Origin of the sequence: Rhodanobacter denitrificans, from assembly GCF_003335105.1 — a bacterium.
Taxonomy (GTDB): domain Bacteria; phylum Pseudomonadota; class Gammaproteobacteria; order Xanthomonadales; family Rhodanobacteraceae; genus Rhodanobacter; species Rhodanobacter denitrificans_A.
On record NZ_QFWQ01000011.1, the window covers coordinates 119,853 to 137,038 of the forward strand.

Genomic DNA, 17,186 nt, shown 5'->3' on the forward strand with positions numbered 1-17,186 from the left:
CTTGCGCGGGGCGCGACGGTGGCGAAGCATCACTCCGGCACGCTCCCGGACGATTCGCCTCACTCTCCCACCCCGCCGATCCAGCTGCGCTGCACGCGGTACTCGTCATCCAGCGCCACCAGGTCGGCCTGATAGCCCGGGGCGATGCGGCCGTGGCTTTCGCCAAGGCCGAGGAACTCGGCGGGGTAGGTGCTGGCCATGCGCACCGCTTCGTCGAGCGGCAGGCCGAGCAGCTGCACGGCGTTGCGCACCGCCATGGTCATGTCCAGCGCGGAGCCGGCCAGCACGCCTTGCGCGGTCTGGCAGATGCCGTCCTTCGCGATGATGGTCTCGCCGTTGAGCACGTAGCCCGGATCGTCCGAACCCACCGGCGGCATCGCGTCGGTGACCAGCAGCATCTTGCCGCGCGGCTTGGCGGCGATCGCCACGCGCAGACTGGCCGGGTGCACGTGGTGGCCGTCGACGATGAGGCCGCACCAGCTCGTCGCATCCTCCAGCGCGGCACCGACCACGCCGGGCTCGCGGCTGCCGAACGGAGTCATCGCGTTGAACAGGTGGGTGAAGCCGCGCACGCCGGCATCCAGCGCCGCGCGGGTGGTGGCGTAGTCGGCTGCGGTGTGCCCGGCGCAGACGATCAACCCCGCGGCGACCAGGGCACCGATGTCGGCCAGCGGCACCTGATCCGGCGCCAGCGTGACCAGCCGCGCGCCACGATGCGGTGCGCACAGCAGCGTCAGTTCGTCGCGGCCCGGTGCGTGGAAATACTTCGCGTCGTGCACGCCCTTGCGCGCCGGCGCCAGGTACGGGCCTTCCAGGTGGATGCCGAGCACGCCGGGCACGCCTTCGACCAGCGCCTGGTCCACCGCGGCCAGCGCCGCGCGCATCACTTCGACGCGGTCGCTGATCAGTGTCGGCAGGAAGCCGGTGGTGCCGAAGCGACGGTGCGCGGCGCCGATCCGGCGCAACGTCTCCACCGTGGGCGCCTCGTTGAACAGCACGCCGCCGCCGCCGTTGACCTGCACGTCGATGAAGCCGGGCAGCAGCCTCGCGCCGCCGAGATCATGTGGTTGCACCGAGCGCACGCGCGGATCGGCGGTCGGCAGCAAGTCGACGATGCGCGCGCCGTCGAGCAACACGGCGAGGTCATGGCGCCAGCCGTCAGGGGTGAGTATGCGGGCGTTGGTGAGCGCGATGGGCATGGGGCGATGGGTGCCTGGTGGGGCGGTAGGGCGGGCACTGCCCGCCGGCTTCTTGCCATGGGTGGAGCGGAGAGTGGCGGGCCGTGCCCGCCCTGCGAAGCTCGCTCCTCAGACGGTTTCGGTGACCTTGTTGAGATGCGGCGGCACGTCGGGGTTGAAGCCGCGGCGCAGCGCCAGGGCGCTGGCGGCGCGGTAGAAGCTCTGGATGGCCAGCAGCGGCGTGCACAGCGCGGGCAGGCCGCCGGCCACCGGCAGGCTGCCGGCGCCGTGCAGCCCGGGCGCGGCCACGAACACCTGCGCGCCGCGGCCACGGAATTCGCGCGCCACCGCCAGCGTGCTGTCCAGCGTGTCGTCGTCCTGCGCAAAGCAGAGCACCGGGAAATCCGGACCGACCAGCGCCATCGGGCCATGCTTCACCTCGGCCGCGCTGAACGCCTCGGCGTGCAGGCCGCAGGTCTCCTTGAACTTCAGCGCCGCCTCCAGCGCGATGCCGAGGCCGTAGCCACGACCGACCACGAACAGGTTGTGCGCACCGGCCAGGCCATCGACCAGCGCCGACCAGTCCGCGTCCCAGCCGGCGCGCAGCGCATCCGGCAAGGCGCGCAGCGCGGCGCCCAGCTCTTCGTCGCCGCGCCAGCGGGCGCACAGGTGCAGCACCGCGGCCAGCGCGGCGATGTAGCTCTTGGTCGCTGCCACGCTGCGCTCCGGCCCGGCGTGCAGCGGGATCACCGTGTCGGCCAGCGCCGCCAGCGGCGAATCCTCCACGTTCACCAGCGCCACCACGCGCGCGCCAGCCACCTTCGCGGCCTGCGCGTTGCGCAGCAGGTCGGGGCTCTTGCCCGACTGCGAGATCGCGATGAACAGCGCGCCCTGCCACCGCTGTTCGGCCGCATACACCGAGGTGACCGACGGCGAGGCCGATGCGGTGACGATGCCGAGCTGGGTTTCGAACACGTACTTCGCGTAGGCCGCGGCATGGTCGGAGCTGCCGCGCGCGCAGGTGACGATGAAGCGCGGCGGCTGCGCCCGCAGCTCCCGCGCCAGCGCGCTCACCACCGCCTCGTTGGCGGCGAACTGGCGCGCGACCACCGCGGCCGACTCGTGCGCCTCCTGGTACATCAGGGTGTCGCGGGCGTCCATGGCGGTCCTTCAGTCGGTCTGCAGTTCGGCAACGAAGTCGTAGATGTCGCCGCGATACCAGGAGCAGGTGAACTCGACCACGCGGCCGTCGTCGAGGAAGCTGCGCCGCTCGATGTTCAGCCCGGCGCTGCCCACGCTGACGTGGAGCAGCCGCGCCTGCTGGGCGTTCAGCGACACCGCGCGCAGCCGCTGCAGCGCGCGGCGCGGGCGGGCGTCGAGCTTTTCCAGCGCTTCGTACAGTGAGTCGCGCACCAGGTGCGGGTCAGGCAGCACGCTGGCCGGCACCACGCTGCGCTCGATCGCCAGCGGCTCGTCCTGGCCGTAGCGCACGCGATGCAGCCGCACCACCAGCGAGCCGGGCGACAGGTTCAGCGCCATCGACTCCTCCGGCGTCACTTCGCCGATGCCGCGTTCGAAAAATTCCGAGCGTGGCGACAGGCCGCGGTCGCGCAGGTCCTCGGTGAAGCTGGTCAAGCGCGACATCGGCTTGACGATGCGTTCGGCGATGAAGGTGCCGGCGCCGTGGCGCTGGGTCAGCAGACCTTCCTCGACCAGGCCGGCAATCGCCTTGCGCACGGTCACCCGCGACAGCTTCAGCGCCTGCGACAGGTCGCGTTCGCTGGGCAGGGCATGACCCGGCTCGATGTCGCGGTGCTCGACGATGTTGCGGATCGCCTGCCGCAGGCGCAGGTAGGCGAGCGGCTGGTGCGCGGCCGGATCGTGGCAGATCCGGCGGTATTCGTTGGCCAGGGCGGTTTCCATCCGGCAAACATACCAATACCAAACCAGTGACCGCAAGCCCTGTCGTCCCCACCGCTGCTCCGGCACCCGAACCCTGACCGTGGCAGGAGCGCATCGAGCGGCCCGGCGCCCGCCTGTCGCTCGATCAGGACTTAAAACGAAGCGGTCAGACGCGCAGCCCGCGCAACCGGACGAAAGCGTTCAATGAATTCGTATGCATAACGGTGGCCGCTCTGGTATTTCACTGGTACGATCAACGGCGACCCCGGGCAAGACCGGCCATCCGCGCCCTGCCCGCCATCCGGCATCGTGTCGAGGTGACTGCGTGACTGCTTCCCCCCAATCGGTCGAACCGTTCGACCTGGTGATCTTCGGCGGCACCGGCGACCTCGCCGTGCGCAAGCTGCTGCCGGCCCTGTTCCACCGTTTCCTCGACGGCCAGATCCCGGCCAGCAGCCGCATCGTCGGCGTCGCCCGCGAAGCGCTGGACGACGCCGGCTACCGCGCGCACCTGCGCGAGGCGCTGGTCGGCGTGTGCGCCGCGGCGCAGCTCGACGTGTTCCTGCAGCAGGTGTTCTACCGCCCGCTGGACGCGCGCAAGGACGAGGGCTGGGACGATTTCGCCGCACTCATCGGCAAGCAGCCCGAGCATGTGCGGGTGTTCTACCTGTCCACCTCGCCGGAACTGTTCGTCGACATCTGCACCCGGCTGGGCCAGTACAAGCTCAACCAGGGCGCCTCGCGCGTGGTGCTGGAGAAGCCGATCGGCCGCGACCTGGCCAGCGCGAACCAGATCAACGACGCGGTCGGCAAGGTGTTCAGCGAATCGCAGACCTTCCGCATCGACCACTACCTCGGCAAGGAGACGGTGCAGAACCTGCTGGTGCTGCGCTTCGGCAACGCGCTGTTCGAGCCGCTGTGGAATTCGGCGCACATCGACCACGTGCAGATCACCGTGGCCGAAACGCTGGGCGTCGGCCATCGCGGCGCCTACTACGACCGCGCCGGCGCGCTGCGCGACATGGTGCAGAACCACATGCTGCAGCTGCTGTGCATGGTGGCGATGGAGCCGCCGTCCTCGCTGGCGCCCGACGCGGTGCGCGACGAGAAGCTGAAGGTGCTGCATTCGCTCAAGCCCATCGACGAGAGCAATGCCGCCCAGCTCACCGTGCGCGGCCAGTACCGCGCCGGCGTGGCCGAGGGCGCCAGCGTGCCGGGTTACCCGGAGGAACTGGGCAACAGCAAGTCGAACACCGAGACCTTCGTGGCGCTGAAGGCAGAAATCGCCAACTGGCGCTGGGCCGGCGTGCCGTTCTACCTGCGCACCGGCAAGCGGCTGCCGAGCCGGGTGTCGGAGATCGCGGTGACCTTCAAGCCGGTGCCGCATTCGATCTTCGGCCCCGACGCCGGCACCCTGTCGCAGAACCGGCTGGTGCTGCGGCTGCAGCCGGACGAGGGCGTGAAGCTGTGGCTGACCATCAAGCACCCCGGCCCCGGCGGCCTGCGGCTGCGCCACGTGCCGCTGGACATGAGCTTCGCCGAGGCGTTCGGCGTGCAGCAGCCCGACGCGTACGAACGCCTGCTGCTCGACGTGGTGCGCGGCAACCCCACCCTGTTCATGCGCCGCGACGAAGTGGAGGCGGCGTGGCGCTGGGCCGGCCCGATCCTGGCCGCCTGGGCCGACAGCGGCGAGCCGCCGCGGCCGTACACCGCCGGCAGCTGGGGGCCGAGCGCCGCGGTGGCGCTGATCGAACGCGACGGCCGCACCTGGAACGAAGACAGTGAATGACCCGCTTCACCTGCCGCTGCATCGGCCTGCGGCAGACTGAACTTCCCCCTGGCCACGAGAGCTGCGCCGGACGCTTGGCCGACCGACGCATCACCACCACCATGCATCCCCCCTTGAACGTCACCACGCACAGCTTCACCGACTGCCGCGCACAGGCCACGGCGCTGGCCGAACGCGTCGCCGAGCGCCTGCGCAGCGGGCTGGCCGAACGCGGCCATGCCGTGCTGGCGGTCTCCGGCGGCAGCACGCCGAAGGATTTCTTCGACCGCCTCTCGCACGAGAAACTCGACTGGGCCCGGGTGCAGGTAACCCTGGTCGACGAACGCTGGGTGCCCGACACCGACGAGCGCTCGAACGCCCGGCTGGTGAAATCGCGCCTGCTGCAGCAAGCCGCCGCCGCGGCGCAGTTCGTGCCGCTGTACACCGGCGACGCCACTCCGGAAGCCGGCCAGGGCGCCGCCAGCGCGCATATCGACGCGCTGCCGCTGCCATTCGACGCGGTGGTGCTGGGCATGGGCGACGACGGGCATACCGCTTCGTTCTTCCCCGGCGGCGACCACTTGGCCGAGGCGCTGGACCCGGACGGCTATGCCCGTGTGCTCCCGATGCGCGCACCCGGCGCCGGCGAACCGCGCATCACGCTGACCCTGCCGACCCTGCTGGAAACGCGCGCGCTGTACCTGCTGGTGGCCGGCGAGAAAAAACGCGACCTGCTTGCCGACGCGCGGCTCGGTCTCGGCGAGGCACAGCATTACCCGGTGCGTGCCGTGCTGACCCAGCAACGCGTGCCGGTATCGGTGTACTGGTGTCCGTAGCCGGCCGCTGAAAGCGGGCGGCTACGCGACCCAGGGATGGGTCGCACGCCGAGCAACGACGCTAGTCGTTGCTCGGACGGAGGCTCGTCAGGCGATAGCCGGACGAGCCGAGTCGACAAGGCGCAGGAAAGCGCATTGTCGACATTCGGGAACGTACGCTGTTGCTTGCGCTCCTGCCCTTTCACCCAACGCTTCCGGATCTGCCATGACCACGCTCCACCCCGTCGTCGCCGAAGTCACCGAACGCCTGCGCGAGCGCAGCCGCGAGACGCGCGCGGCCTACCTCAAGCGGATCGACGCGGTGGACCGCAGCGGGCCGCAGCGCGGGCACCTGTCCTGCGGCAACCTCGCGCACGGCTTCGCCGCCTGCGGCACGGAGGACAAGGCGGCGCTGCGCAGCGGCCACCGCGCCAACCTCGCCATCGTCACTGCCTACAACGACATGCTCTCGGCGCACCAGCCGTACGAGCGCTATCCCGCGCTGATCCGCCAGATCGCCCGCGACGCCGGCGTCACCGCGCAGGTCGCCGGCGGCGTGCCGGCGATGTGCGACGGCATCACCCAGGGCCGCGCCGGCATGCAGCTGTCGCTGTTCTCGCGCGACGTGATCGCGCTGGCCACCGCGGTGGCGCTGTCGCACGACATGTTCGACGGCGCGCTCTACCTCGGCATCTGCGACAAGATCGTGCCGGGCCTGCTGATCGCAGCGCTCAGCTTCGGCCATCTGGCCGGCGCGTTCGTGCCGTCGGGGCCGATGCCCAGCGGCATCCCGAACGAGCAGAAGTCGAAGGTGCGCCAGGCATTCGCCGACGGCAAGGCGAGCAAGGCGGAGCTGCTGGAGGCGGAAGCGGCCTCCTACCACGCGCCCGGCACCTGCACCTTCTACGGCACCGCGAACTCCAACCAGATGCTGATGGAGATCATGGGCCTGCACCTGCCCGGCGCCAGCTTCACCGCGCCGGACACGCCGCTGCGCGACGCGCTCACCGCCGAGGTGGTGCGCCGGGTGGCCGACCTCAGCGCGCTGGGCGGCCATTACCTGCCGCTCGGCCACATCATCGACGAGCGCGCGATCATCAACGGCGTGATCGGCCTGCACGCCACTGGCGGTTCCACCAACCATCTGCTGCACCTGGTAGCGATCGCGCATGCCGCCGGCATCCAGCTGCGCTGGGACGATTTCGACGCGCTGTCCAAGGTGATCCCGCTGCTGGCCCGCGTGTACCCGAACGGCTACGCCGACGTGAACCAGTTCCACGAGGCGGGCGGCATGGCGTTCCTGATCGACCAGCTGCTCGGCGCCGGCCTGCTGCATGGCGACGTGAAGACCATCTTCGGCACCGGCCTGGACGGCTATGCGCGCGTGCCGCAGCTGGACGAGGCCGGCGAAATCGCCTGGGTGCCGGTGGCGAAGCAGAGCGGCAACCGCGGCGTGCTGCGCGGCGTGGACGAACCGTTCCGCGCCGACGGCGGCCTGCGCATGCTCGAAGGCAACCTCGGCCGCGCGGTGATCAAGGTCTCCTCGGTGCCGGACGACCGCCTGCTGATCGAGGCGCCGGCGATCGTGTTCAACGACCAGGACGAGGTGGCCGGCGCGTTCAAGCGCGGGGAGCTCAACCGCGACTTCGTGGCGGTGGTGCGCTTCCAGGGTCCGCGCGCGAATGGCATGCCCGAGCTGCACAAGCTCACCCCCACGCTGGCGCTGCTGCAGGACCGGGGCCACCGCATCGCCCTGCTCACCGACGGGCGCATGTCCGGCGCCTCCGGCCGCGTACCGGCGGCGATCCACGTGACCCCCGAGGCGGTGGCCGGCGGCAACATCGCCAAGATCCGCGACGGCGACATCATCCGGCTGGACGCGGCGAACGGACGTCTGGACGTCCTGATGGAAGCGCACGAACTGGACGCCCGCCTGCCGCACGTCGCCGACCTGTCCGGCGAGCACAGCGGCATGGGCCGCGAACTGTTCGGCCTGTTCCGCCAGGCCGCCGCCAACGCCGACCTCGGCGCCGGCGTGCTGTGAAACACCTGCAGGGCGGGCATTGCCCGCCGGCTTTTCTGCAGGGCCACGGCTGGAACAAGAGCGGCGGGCGGTGCCCGCCCTACACAACTGGGTGGGGTCGCTCTCGATCTTCCCCGCAACCCTGAGCAACCCCCTCCCAACCTCTCCCTGCACGCAGAGGGAGGAGAAAAACCCAGGAGCGCAACGATGAGTCCCATCGAACAAAAGCAGCAGCAAGTCGAAACCCTCATGCGGCTGGCGCCGGTGATCCCGGTGGTGATCATCGACGACGCCAGGGCCGCGGTGCCGATGGCGCGCGCGCTGGTCGCCGGCGGTATTCCGACGATCGAGGTCACCCTGCGCACGAGCGCGGCGCTGGACGCGATCCGCGCGATCGCCGCGGAGGTGGAAGGCGCGGTGGTCGGCTGCGGCACCGCGCTGACCGCGCGTGACCTCGCGGCCGCGCAGCAGGCCGGTGCGCGCTTTGCCGTGTCGCCCGGCACCTCGCCGCGCCTGCTCGACGCCGCCGACGACAGCGAACTGCCGCTGCTGCCCGGCGTGGCCACCGCCAGCGAGGCGATGGCCCTGCTCGAACGCGGCTACCGCCACCTGAAGTTCTTTCCGGCGGTGCCGGCCGGCGGCCACAAGCTGCTCGGCGCGTGGGCCAGCCCGCTGCCGCAGATCCGCTTCTGCCCCACCGGCGGCATCAGCCTGAGCAGCGCGCCGGATTTCCTCGCGCTGCCCAACGTGCTCTGCGTGGGCGGCTCCTGGCTCACCCCCGCCGACAAGCTCGCCAGCGGCGACTGGACCGGCATCGAGCTGCTCGCACGCGAGGCGGCCGGGCTGCGCTGAGCCCACCGGCGGGCGATACCGGGTAAGGTGCTTTTTGCACACGCTCGCCGATCCCGCTGCGAGCCAGGCAGGGACAGATCCTTTGAACATCGGACCGCTGGCACTCTCATCCGGCCTGCTGGCGCTGTTGTTCGGCGTCATCGCCGCGCTCGCCGCCGCCGGCTTCCTGCATCGGCGCGGTCATGCCGACGCCGACAACGCGCTGTTCCTGGCGCTCGGCATCGGCCTGCTCACCGCACGCATCGCCTACGTGGCCGGCTGGTGGCCGCAGTACGCGCAGCAGCCCGGCAGCGTGCTGAACATCCGCGACGGCGGCTTTGAGCCGGTCGCCGGCCTGCTCGGGCTGCTGGCGGCGGCGCTGCTGATCGGCTGGCGCCGGGCGCGGCTGCGCCAGTCGCTGGGCGCCGGCGTGGCAGTGGGCATCGCGGCATGGGCATTCGCCGGACTGGTTGCGTACAGGCTGACCGCTGCGGCCCATCCCGGCCTGCCGGTGCTGGCGCTGCGCGACCTGGACGGGCGCGAGGTGCCGCTGGCATCGCTGCGCGGCCAGCCCACCGTGATCAACCTGTGGGCCACCTGGTGCGGCCCCTGCCGACGCGAGATGCCGGTGCTGGCCGAGGCGCAACGAACGCTACCGCAGGTCCGCTTCGTGTTCGCCGACCAGGGCGAATCGGCGACGGCGGTGAGGCAGTTCATGCAGGTGCAGCGGCTGGCGCTGGAGCACGTGCTGATCGACGGCAACCTGCAGCTGTCGAGCCATTACAACGTGCGCGGCTATCCGACCACCTTGTTCCTCGATGCCGACGGCCGCCTGCGCGACCTGCACATGGGCGAGTTGTCGCGCGCCACGCTGGCCGAGCGGCTGCAGCGGATCCGTCCGGCCGCCGCGCCGGCAGCGCGCTGATCGCGGCCGTGTAGGGCGGGCACGGCCCGCCGCTCTGGATCTCCAGTCACGGCGGCGAAGAGTCGGCGGGCCGTGCCCGCCCTACTTGCTACGCAGACTCAGCCTCAAGCCTCGCCATCACCACGTCGGCGACTCGGGCGCAGCGCTGGCCCATGAACGGGAACGCCCCGCCCACGGTTTCGGCCAAGGTGCCCTGCAGCGAGCTGCGCAGCAGCCGGCGCGCGCGATGCAGGCGGGTCTTCACCGTTTCCGGCTTGATCGCCAGCAGGTTGGCGGTTTCCTCAACCGAGCACTCCTCCACCTCACGCATCATGTAGACGGTGCGGAACGCCGGCGGCAGTTCATCGATGGCGTGTTCGAGCAGGTGGCGGATCTGCGTGCGCGCGGCCGCGACAGCCGGGTCCTCGCTGCCGAATTTCGAGGGGAACCGGATGATCTGGTGGGTATCGTCCAGCGCGGCGTCGATCTGTTCGAGGCCGACCATCGTATGGCGCTTGCGCAGGCGGCCGCGCGCCTCGTTCAGCACGATGCTGGTCAGCCAGGTCAACAGGGTCGAGTCGCCGCGGAACGAATCCAGCTTGTGATAGGCACGCATATACGATTCCTGCAACACGTCTTCCGCTTCCGAATCCTCGCCGATCACGGCGCGCGCCACACGGAACAACCGCTGGTTGCAGCGCTGCATGATGTGGCGGAACGCCTCGCGGTGGCCGTCGCGGACCAGCGCCACCAGCGCGTGGTCGTCCAGCGCGGCGTAGTCGACGGAGGCAACATGGGCATGGACTGACATGGCTTTCTCCTTTTACACCCGATCCGATGCGCCAGGGTGGCCCGAGGTTCCCGTTCAGCCGGCGAGCATGGCCAGGATCTCCTGCCGCCACGGCTCCCGCGCGAACTCGCCGAGCAAACGTCGTGTCCGCATCGACACGCCGTGCAGGCGCACCCCGCGCGAGGACAGGCATTCGTGGCTGGCCTCGACGATCACCGCCACGCCACGCGGCTGCAGCGCGCGGGCCAGCGTGTCGGCGATCTCCGCGGTGAGCCGCTCCTGGATCTGCAGGCGCCGGCCGAGCGCCTCGACCAGCCGTGCCAGCTTGGAAATGCCCACCACGCGCCGCTGCGGCAGGTAGGCGATGTGCACCACGCCACGGATCGCCGCCATGTGGTGCTCGCAGGTGGACTGCAACGGAATGTCGCGCAGCAACACCGGCTCGTCGTAGCCGCCGACTTCGCCGAAGGTGCGACTGAGCAGGCCGACCGGGTCCTGCCGGTAGCCGGCGAACCACTCCTCGTACGCGCGCACCACCCGCGCCGGCGTGGCCAGCAGGCCCTCGCGTGCCGGCTCGTCGCCGGCCCAGCGGATCAGCGTACGCACGGCGGCTTCCGCCTCGGCGCGCGTGGGACGGGGAGTTTCCGCGACCGGCCCCGCCGCGGCGGCTGGGTGGATGGCTTGATCGAGTTCGAGCATGCGGGCGGCTTCGTGGTGGTGGCAGCCGATCCGACGTGGGTACCGCGTCGGAGGTTCCCGCTGTGCCTGCACACGGGCCGGAACCTATGCGCTGCTGCTGCATCAGATGGGCACCGGCGAGCCTCGCTCGCTTCGTCCACCACAAGGAGACACCGCTCATGAACAAGTCCCTGTTCGCTCTCGTCCTCACCCTCGGCCTCGGCTCGCTCGCCGGCGTGCATGCCCACCAGGCGTCGGCCGCCGCGCCCGCGATCAACGACGCGCAGATTGCCCACATCGCCTACACCGCCGGCGTGATCGACGTCACCGCGGCCAAACAGGCGCTGCAGAAATCACACAACAAGGCCGTACGCGCGTTCGCCGAGGAAATGGCGCGCGATCACGCCGCGGTCAACGACCAGGCGCTGGCGCTGGTGAAGAAGCTGGGCGTGACGCCGCAGGACAACCCGACCAGCCAGTCGCTGGCGAGCAACGCCGCCGCCGAGCAGACCAAGCTGGCCGCACTCAGCGGCGCTGCGTACGACAAGGCCTATGCCGCCAATGAGGTCGCCTATCACAAGGCGGTCAACGCCGCGCTCAGCGGCACGCTGATCCCGTCGGCGCAGAACGCGGAGCTGAAGTCATTGCTGGAGACCGGCCTGAAGCTGTTCCAGTCGCACCAGATGCACGCCGAGCACCTCGCCCAGAGCCTGAAGTGAGGAACCCGACATGCTGCGCATGATGATCCTGCTCGCCGGCCTGCTGGCACTGGCCGGCGGGTTCGCGCCGGCCAGTGCCGCCAGTGCGGCGTCGGCCCCGCGCACGCACGTGATCGTGGTGGACAAGATGCAGTTCGGCCCGATGCCGACCGGCGTCCGCGCCGGCGACATCATCGAATGGGTCAACCACGACATCCTCGAGCACAGCGCCACCGCGCGCGACGGCCGCTTCGACATCGACCTGAAGCCGGGCGCCAGCGTGCGCAGCAAGGCCACCGCAGGCAGCGTCGCGTTCTTCTGCAAGTTCCACCCCACCATGACGGGCACCCTGGTGGTCAAGTAACCCGGCAGCAGAACTCCGCACCCCGGAGGCTGCAAGGCCGCATCCTACCGCGACCTTGCAGCGCTGCCGGCCAGGCCCGCGGCGCCGGCTCGAACCACTCCGGCGCCGCGGGCTTCCATGGCTCATCTCATTCGCCTGGCGGCACCCTGGTCAACTCCACTCCGGCGACCGCCACTGGCCGGCACACGCCAACTTCTCCAGCGGCAACGGCTTGGCGCAACCGGCCAGCAACAGGCCGCACGCCGGCAAAATCCACAACTTGCGCATGCGGGCAAAAACGCGGTCAATGCGCTTTCGCGCCACCCTTCTCCGGCTTCACGTACGTCTCGAACAGCTCGTCGATGCGCCGGTATTCGTCGTACCAGGAATCGGCATGCACGAAGCCGTGGCGTTCCAGCGGGTACAGCGACATCCAGAAGTTCTTCTTGTGCAGTTCGATGAAGCGCTGGTACAGGCGGATCGAATCCTCGGCGAGCACGTTGTCGTCGATCAGGCCGTGCTGGATCAGCAGCGGGTCCTGCAGCTTTTCCGCGTATTCGATCGGCGAGCTGGTCCGGTACGCTTCGGGATCGAGCTGCGGATCGTTGAGGATGTTCGAGGTGTACTCGTGGTTGTACAGCGTCCAGTCGCTGACCGGGCGCAGCGCGGCGCCGGCGGCGAATTCGCCCGGCGCACGCAGCAGCGCCATCTCGGTCATGAAGCCGCCGTAGCTGCCGCCGTAGATGCCCACGCGCCGCGGATCGACGCCGTGGTTTTTCACCAGCCAGGCCTTGCCGTCGAGCAGGTCCTCCAGCTCCGGGTGGCCCATCTGGCGGTAGATCGCGGTGCGCCAGGCGCGGCCGTAGCCCTCGGAGGCGCGGTAGTCCATGTCCAGCACCACGTAGCCCTGCTGCACCAGCAGGTTGTGGAACATCTGCTCGCGGAAATAGTACGTGGACGACAGCGTGACGTTCTGCAGGTAGCCGGCGCCGTGGACGAAGATCACCGCCGGCCGCGAGGCGGGCGCGTCGGTTTCATTGGCCGGGCCGTAGTACTTCGCGTAGATCGAGCCGGCGCCGTGCGAGGACGGCACCTCGACGATCTTCGGCGCGATCCAGTCGCGCGCGAGGTAGGCCGGCTTCATCGTGCGGGTCAGTTCGCGCGGCGTGCCGCCGGCGGCCGGCTGCACCGCCAGCTGGGCGAACAGGTACGGCGAGGAATGCAGCACGGCCAGCTGCGTGCCGTCGGGTGACAGCGCGAAGTCGTCCATGCCCTGGTAGTTCGTCACGCGCTCCAGCTCGCCGCCGGCGGGCGGCACGCGGTAGACGTCGTAGCTGTACGGCGCGACCTTGTTGGTGCGCAGGTAGAACCAGCGGCCGTCCTCGCCGAGCTGCGGATGGCTCACCTCGAACCGGCCGGCGGTCAGCGCCTTCGCCTTGCCGCCCAGCGGCTTCGCATACAGCTGCGACCAGCCGGTTTCCTCGGACAGGTACCACAGCGTGCGGCCGTCCTTCAGCCAGCCGAAATCGTTGAAGTTCCAGTTGATCCACGCCGGGTCGGTAAGCCGGTGCTGCGGCACCAGCGCGTGCCTGTCGAAGTCCACGCTGGCGATCCAGCGGTCCTTGTTGTCAATGGCGCGCAGCTGGATCGCCAGCTGGCCACCGTCGTCGCTCCACGCGATGCCGCCGCCACCGCCGTCCTCGGTGCCGGCGATGATGCGCACCGGGCGCACGTCGGGCGCCTTCAGCGCCTTCGCCTCGTCCTGCCTGCCGGCCTTTTCCAGCGCGGCCACCGCCTGCGCACGCAGCGCCTTGAGCGGGTCGTCCTTGATGCCCGGCAAGCCGTCGGTCTTCAGCGGGTACTGCTGGTGCGCGCGCAGGTCCAGCAGCAGCAGCGACTGCGGTGCGGGGTCGTTGCGCCCGACGTAGGTGCGTGCGTCCTTCGGCTCGGTATAGCCGCTCTCGGTGACGTAGTGGTTGACCTTGGACGCCTCGCCCTTGGCGTGGTCCCTGGGCACGGTGACCACCAGCATCCAGCGGCCGTCCGGCGACAGTTCGGTATCCATCGCGCGGAACTTGTCGCCCAGCCAGAACGGCTGCGGCGCACGACCCGGGTCGGCCGCGTCCAGCGCCTTGTCCTCGTCGCGCATGGCCTGCTTGTCGGCCTTGATCTCGCGCAGCGTCGTGAACAGCGCGAGCTGCTGCCTGCCCAATGCGTCGGGCTGCTTCGCCTGCGGATCGTCGGCGAATTTCAGTATCGCCGCCGGCGCCGCAACGCCGCTGGCCAGGTCGTAGCTGTACCAGTCGTTGCCGGCGCGGTACTGCAGCGCGCGGCCATCGGCGGAGAATCGGGGCGAGGACTCCGCCTGCGGCGTACGCGTCACCTGCTGGCGGCGGCCGCTGGCCAGGTCGACCACAAACACGTCGCCGTGCAGGATGAACGCGGCGCGCTTGTGCGTGCGATCGAACACCGCCGGGCCGTCGGCCTGCGCCAGCGCCGCAGGGTCCAGCTTCACGCCCTGGCCGCCCGCCGGGTCGACCCGGTACAGATCGCGCACCGGGCTGCCGTCGCGCTTCAGCGTGTAGTAAAGGCTGCGCCCGTCCACGCTCCAGTACGGCGCCTCCACCGGCTGGCCGATCCAGTCGGGGTTGGCCATCACGGTTTCCAGATCCAGCGGCGCCACGGCCGGTACGGCGGCGACCGCCGGCAGCACGGTGAGGCCGACAAGGGCGGCAAGCAGCATTCGACGCATGAATGTTCCCCCAAGCAAAGGGATCAGCATAACCGAGCGCGACGGCACCGCCAGGTCAACCGTGCCGAAAGTCAGGCCTCATCGGCTGCGATCGCCACGCCGGCACCACTCTCGCCGCGCAGCTGCCGCCCACGGCACCGGCAAAGCCGCCGGTGCTGATCGGCGCGCGCTGGATCGACTGCGCACATCTGGGCATCCTCGGCGGCAGCAACGGCGGCCTGCTGATGGGCGCGCATGATCGCCGGCCACGGCGTGGGTGCCCCGTTCAGCCCGCGCGTCGGCGATGCAGCGATCGGGCTGAGGTTCTTCGCGCACGAGCTGGGGCTGGGCACGGCGCCGTGACGGCACTGTTCCCCTCCTCGCACGTGCGGCATGCTGGCTGCACGTGCGGCGCGGGGGCGCCCGCGATGTCCGGGGAGAGGACCTGATGAAAATTACCGTGCTCGGCGTCGCCCTGCTGGCGCTGGCCTGCAACGTACCGACATACGCCGCCGAAACGCGCGAACAGATCTACAGGATCGGTGCCGACGTGGACGCCACCGGCCGCATCACCGCCACCCAGCTCGATGCAGACGTGCCCGCATCGATCGGGAGCGTGGTGTCCGCCGCAGTGAAGCAGTGGCACTTCGTACCGGCCCGGCGCGATGGCCAGCCGGTACCTGCGCATACTTTCGTCTACACCAAGCTGAAGGCTATCCCCGATACCCACGGCGGCTACAGCCTGCGCATCAGCTTCGAGGGCAATGGCCCCAGGATGCTGAAACAAAACATCCAGCCGCACTACCCCATGGATGCTGTTCGTAGGCGCGAATGCGCCTTTGTCGTACTGGATGCCACCGTGCAACCCGATGGCAGTCTCGGGGACCTGTCGGCACACAGCCGGTTCGACGACTGGCCATTGCGCTCCTCATTCATCGGATCTGTATTGGCAGCCGCCAAGCAATGGCACGCGATACCGGAACAAGTCGACGGTCAACCCGTGGCGACCCGCATGCATCTTTCGGCGTCCTTCACCTTGAACGAACCGATCTTCACCGCGAAGCAGACCCGCATCCTGAACAACTATGCGCGCGAGGAAGCCGCCGACAACGCCCAGCCGGGCATTCCGCTGCCTTCCGACCAGACACTGGCACTGGACAGTCCGCTGAAACCGAACGCCGTCGCCACGATCACCAACGCGCCCTGATTTTGCGGGTCCTGCATGGCCTCAGCGCCAGCGGTAACGGCCTTGCGGCGACCGTGCGGAAGCTGGGCCGGGGCCGAGGATCGGGTAATCGCCAAAACTTTGAGGCAGGAGCTTGCTGACGAACACCCGTCGCACGGGGCGAAATCAGCCCCCGCGAAATTCGCGGCGGTACATCGATGGCGTAGTGTTGAACGCCACGCCGAAATGCTGGCGCATGGACAGGGGCGAGCCGAAGCCGGCGCGCTCGGCAATCCGTTCGATCGGTTGCGCGGTGGTTTCCAGCAATCGTTGCGCCAGCGCGAGACGCTGGCCGAGCAACCACTGCCCGCCGGTGGGGCCCGTGTGCTGGCGGAAGTGCCGGGTGAAGCTACGCCGACTCATCAGCGCCCTGGTCGCGAGCGAATCCAGGCTGTGCGCCATGTCGAGATGCCGCGCCGCCCAGTCCAGCATCTTCGTCAGCAGACCTTCGCCGATGCTCGCCTGCACCGGCTGCTCGATGTATTGCGCCTGGCTACGACGGCGGCCATTTCATGCTGCAGGAACATGCTGCCTCCGTGGCGCAGGAGGTCCTCTCCATGTTCGGCCCGACTGGCAGCGAGGCGCCGGTTCGGGGACACTGACGGGACTGGAACCATCGAGCCATCGCATGACCCTCCCTACCGTCGAACACGAAACCGCCGCCAACCCTCGCTACAGCATCCTCTGGCTGCACGGCCTGGGCGCGGACGGCCACGACTTCGCGCCGATCGTGCCGGAGCTGGTGGACCCGGCGTGGCCGGCACTGCGCTTCGTGTTTCCGCACGCACCGGTGCGCCCGGTGACGGTCAACAACGGCATGTCGATGCGCGCGTGGTACGACATCTACGCGTTCGACGCCGCCGCGCGGCAGGACGAAGCCGGCATCCGCGCCTCGATCGCCGCGGTGGAGGCGCTGATCACGCGCGAGCACGAGCGTGGCGTGCCGAGCGAGCGGATCATCCTCGCCGGCTTCTCGCAGGGTGGCGCGATCGCGCTGGCTGCCGGGCTGCGCCATACGGAAAAGCTGGCCGGCATCGTCGCGCTGTCCACCTACCTGCCGATCTCCGCCACGCTCGCCAACGAGCGCAGCGCCGCGAACGCGGCCACGCCGATCTTCTGGGGCCACGGCACGGCCGACCCGGTGGTGGTGCTGCCGCGCGGCCTTGCCTCCCGCGATGCACTGCAGGCACTAGGTTACGCGGTGGACTGGCATACCTACCCGATGGCCCATGCGGTCTGCGCCGATGAAATCGGCGACCTGCGCCGCTGGCTGGGCCTGCGGCTGGCGTAAGCATGACTG

General features: G+C 69.8%; 16 protein-coding genes. 9 read left to right on the forward strand and 7 right to left on the reverse strand.

Going from position 1 to position 17,186, the window contains the following annotated elements:
• Positions 1-59: 59 nt before the first annotated feature.
• The 3 genes from nagA to DEO45_RS15910 all read right to left on the reverse strand — a co-directional run bounded on the left by nagA (position 60) and on the right by DEO45_RS15910 (position 3,101).
• Positions 60-1,199: an N-acetylglucosamine-6-phosphate deacetylase gene (gene nagA / locus DEO45_RS15900; RefSeq protein ID WP_114345691.1), complete on the reverse strand. Its 1,140-nt coding sequence runs from the start codon at positions 1,197-1,199 to the stop codon at positions 60-62.
• 108 nt (positions 1,200-1,307) lie between these two features.
• A complete protein-coding gene (locus DEO45_RS15905; protein ID WP_114345693.1) occupies positions 1,308-2,339 on the reverse strand; it encodes an SIS domain-containing protein in 1,032 nt (343 codons plus the stop codon).
• Between the two features lie 9 nt (positions 2,340-2,348).
• The gene (locus tag DEO45_RS15910; RefSeq protein WP_114345698.1) at positions 2,349-3,101 is read right to left on the reverse strand and encodes a GntR family transcriptional regulator; all 753 of its coding nucleotides are present in this window, start codon (positions 3,099-3,101) and stop codon (positions 2,349-2,351) included.
• A 304-nt stretch (positions 3,102-3,405) separates the two neighbouring features.
• Here DEO45_RS15910 and zwf point away from each other — a divergent pair, with 304 nt between their 5' ends.
• The 5 genes from zwf to DEO45_RS15935 all read left to right on the forward strand — a co-directional run bounded on the left by zwf (position 3,406) and on the right by DEO45_RS15935 (position 9,442).
• The gene (gene zwf / locus DEO45_RS15915; RefSeq protein ID WP_114345700.1) at positions 3,406-4,869 is read left to right on the forward strand and encodes a glucose-6-phosphate dehydrogenase; all 1,464 of its coding nucleotides are present in this window, start codon (positions 3,406-3,408) and stop codon (positions 4,867-4,869) included.
• Between the two features lie 101 nt (positions 4,870-4,970).
• Positions 4,971-5,684 carry a 6-phosphogluconolactonase gene (pgl, locus tag DEO45_RS15920; protein WP_114345769.1) on the forward strand — a complete coding sequence of 238 codons (714 nt, stop codon included), beginning with the start codon at positions 4,971-4,973 and terminating at the stop codon, positions 5,682-5,684.
• A 205-nt stretch (positions 5,685-5,889) separates the two neighbouring features.
• Positions 5,890-7,707, forward strand: a complete 1,818-nt coding sequence (edd, locus tag DEO45_RS15925; RefSeq protein ID WP_114345703.1) for a phosphogluconate dehydratase — start codon at positions 5,890-5,892, stop codon at positions 7,705-7,707.
• 186 nt (positions 7,708-7,893) lie between these two features.
• Complete coding sequence (eda, locus tag DEO45_RS15930; protein WP_114345705.1) at positions 7,894-8,538, forward strand: bifunctional 4-hydroxy-2-oxoglutarate aldolase/2-dehydro-3-deoxy-phosphogluconate aldolase; 645 nt, start codon at positions 7,894-7,896, stop codon at positions 8,536-8,538.
• Between the two features lie 82 nt (positions 8,539-8,620).
• Positions 8,621-9,442: a TlpA disulfide reductase family protein gene (locus DEO45_RS15935; RefSeq protein WP_114345707.1), complete on the forward strand. Its 822-nt coding sequence runs from the start codon at positions 8,621-8,623 to the stop codon at positions 9,440-9,442.
• Positions 9,443-9,530: 88 nt separating this feature from the next.
• Here DEO45_RS15935 and DEO45_RS15940 read toward each other — a convergent pair whose 3' ends face one another.
• Together DEO45_RS15940 and folE are read right to left on the reverse strand one after the other, a co-directional pair.
• Positions 9,531-10,232: an RNA polymerase sigma factor gene (locus DEO45_RS15940; RefSeq protein WP_114345710.1), complete on the reverse strand. Its 702-nt coding sequence runs from the start codon at positions 10,230-10,232 to the stop codon at positions 9,531-9,533.
• Between the two features lie 54 nt (positions 10,233-10,286).
• Entirely contained in the window at positions 10,287-10,910 is a 624-nt protein-coding gene (gene folE, locus DEO45_RS15945) for a GTP cyclohydrolase I (RefSeq protein WP_114345712.1), read from the reverse strand.
• Positions 10,911-11,068: 158 nt separating this feature from the next.
• Between folE and DEO45_RS15950 the strand changes: the two genes are divergently transcribed.
• Positions 11,069-11,608: a DUF4142 domain-containing protein gene (locus tag DEO45_RS15950; protein ID WP_189339779.1), complete on the forward strand. Its 540-nt coding sequence runs from the start codon at positions 11,069-11,071 to the stop codon at positions 11,606-11,608.
• Between the two features lie 10 nt (positions 11,609-11,618).
• The gene (locus tag DEO45_RS15955) at positions 11,619-11,951 is read left to right on the forward strand and encodes a cupredoxin domain-containing protein (RefSeq protein ID WP_114345714.1); all 333 of its coding nucleotides are present in this window, start codon (positions 11,619-11,621) and stop codon (positions 11,949-11,951) included.
• A 283-nt stretch (positions 11,952-12,234) separates the two neighbouring features.
• On the opposite strand, the gene DEO45_RS15960 is transcribed toward DEO45_RS15955, so the two are convergent.
• Positions 12,235-14,682, reverse strand: a complete 2,448-nt coding sequence (locus DEO45_RS15960) for a S9 family peptidase (RefSeq protein ID WP_114345717.1) — start codon at positions 14,680-14,682, stop codon at positions 12,235-12,237.
• Between the two features lie 385 nt (positions 14,683-15,067).
• Between DEO45_RS15960 and DEO45_RS15965 the strand changes: the two genes are divergently transcribed.
• Positions 15,068-15,868, forward strand: coding sequence for an energy transducer TonB (locus DEO45_RS15965; protein ID WP_223250908.1), 801 nt, complete (start codon positions 15,068-15,070; stop codon positions 15,866-15,868).
• Between the two features lie 144 nt (positions 15,869-16,012).
• Here the strand turns inward: DEO45_RS15965 and DEO45_RS15970 are convergent, their stop codons facing one another.
• Positions 16,013-16,354 carry a helix-turn-helix domain-containing protein gene (locus tag DEO45_RS15970; RefSeq protein ID WP_223250909.1) on the reverse strand — a complete coding sequence of 114 codons (342 nt, stop codon included), beginning with the start codon at positions 16,352-16,354 and terminating at the stop codon, positions 16,013-16,015.
• Positions 16,355-16,514: 160 nt separating this feature from the next.
• On the opposite strand from DEO45_RS15970, the gene DEO45_RS15975 reads away from it, so the two are divergent.
• Entirely contained in the window at positions 16,515-17,177 is a 663-nt protein-coding gene (locus DEO45_RS15975; protein WP_114345723.1) for an alpha/beta hydrolase, read from the forward strand.
• Positions 17,178-17,186: the final 9 nt, after the last annotated feature.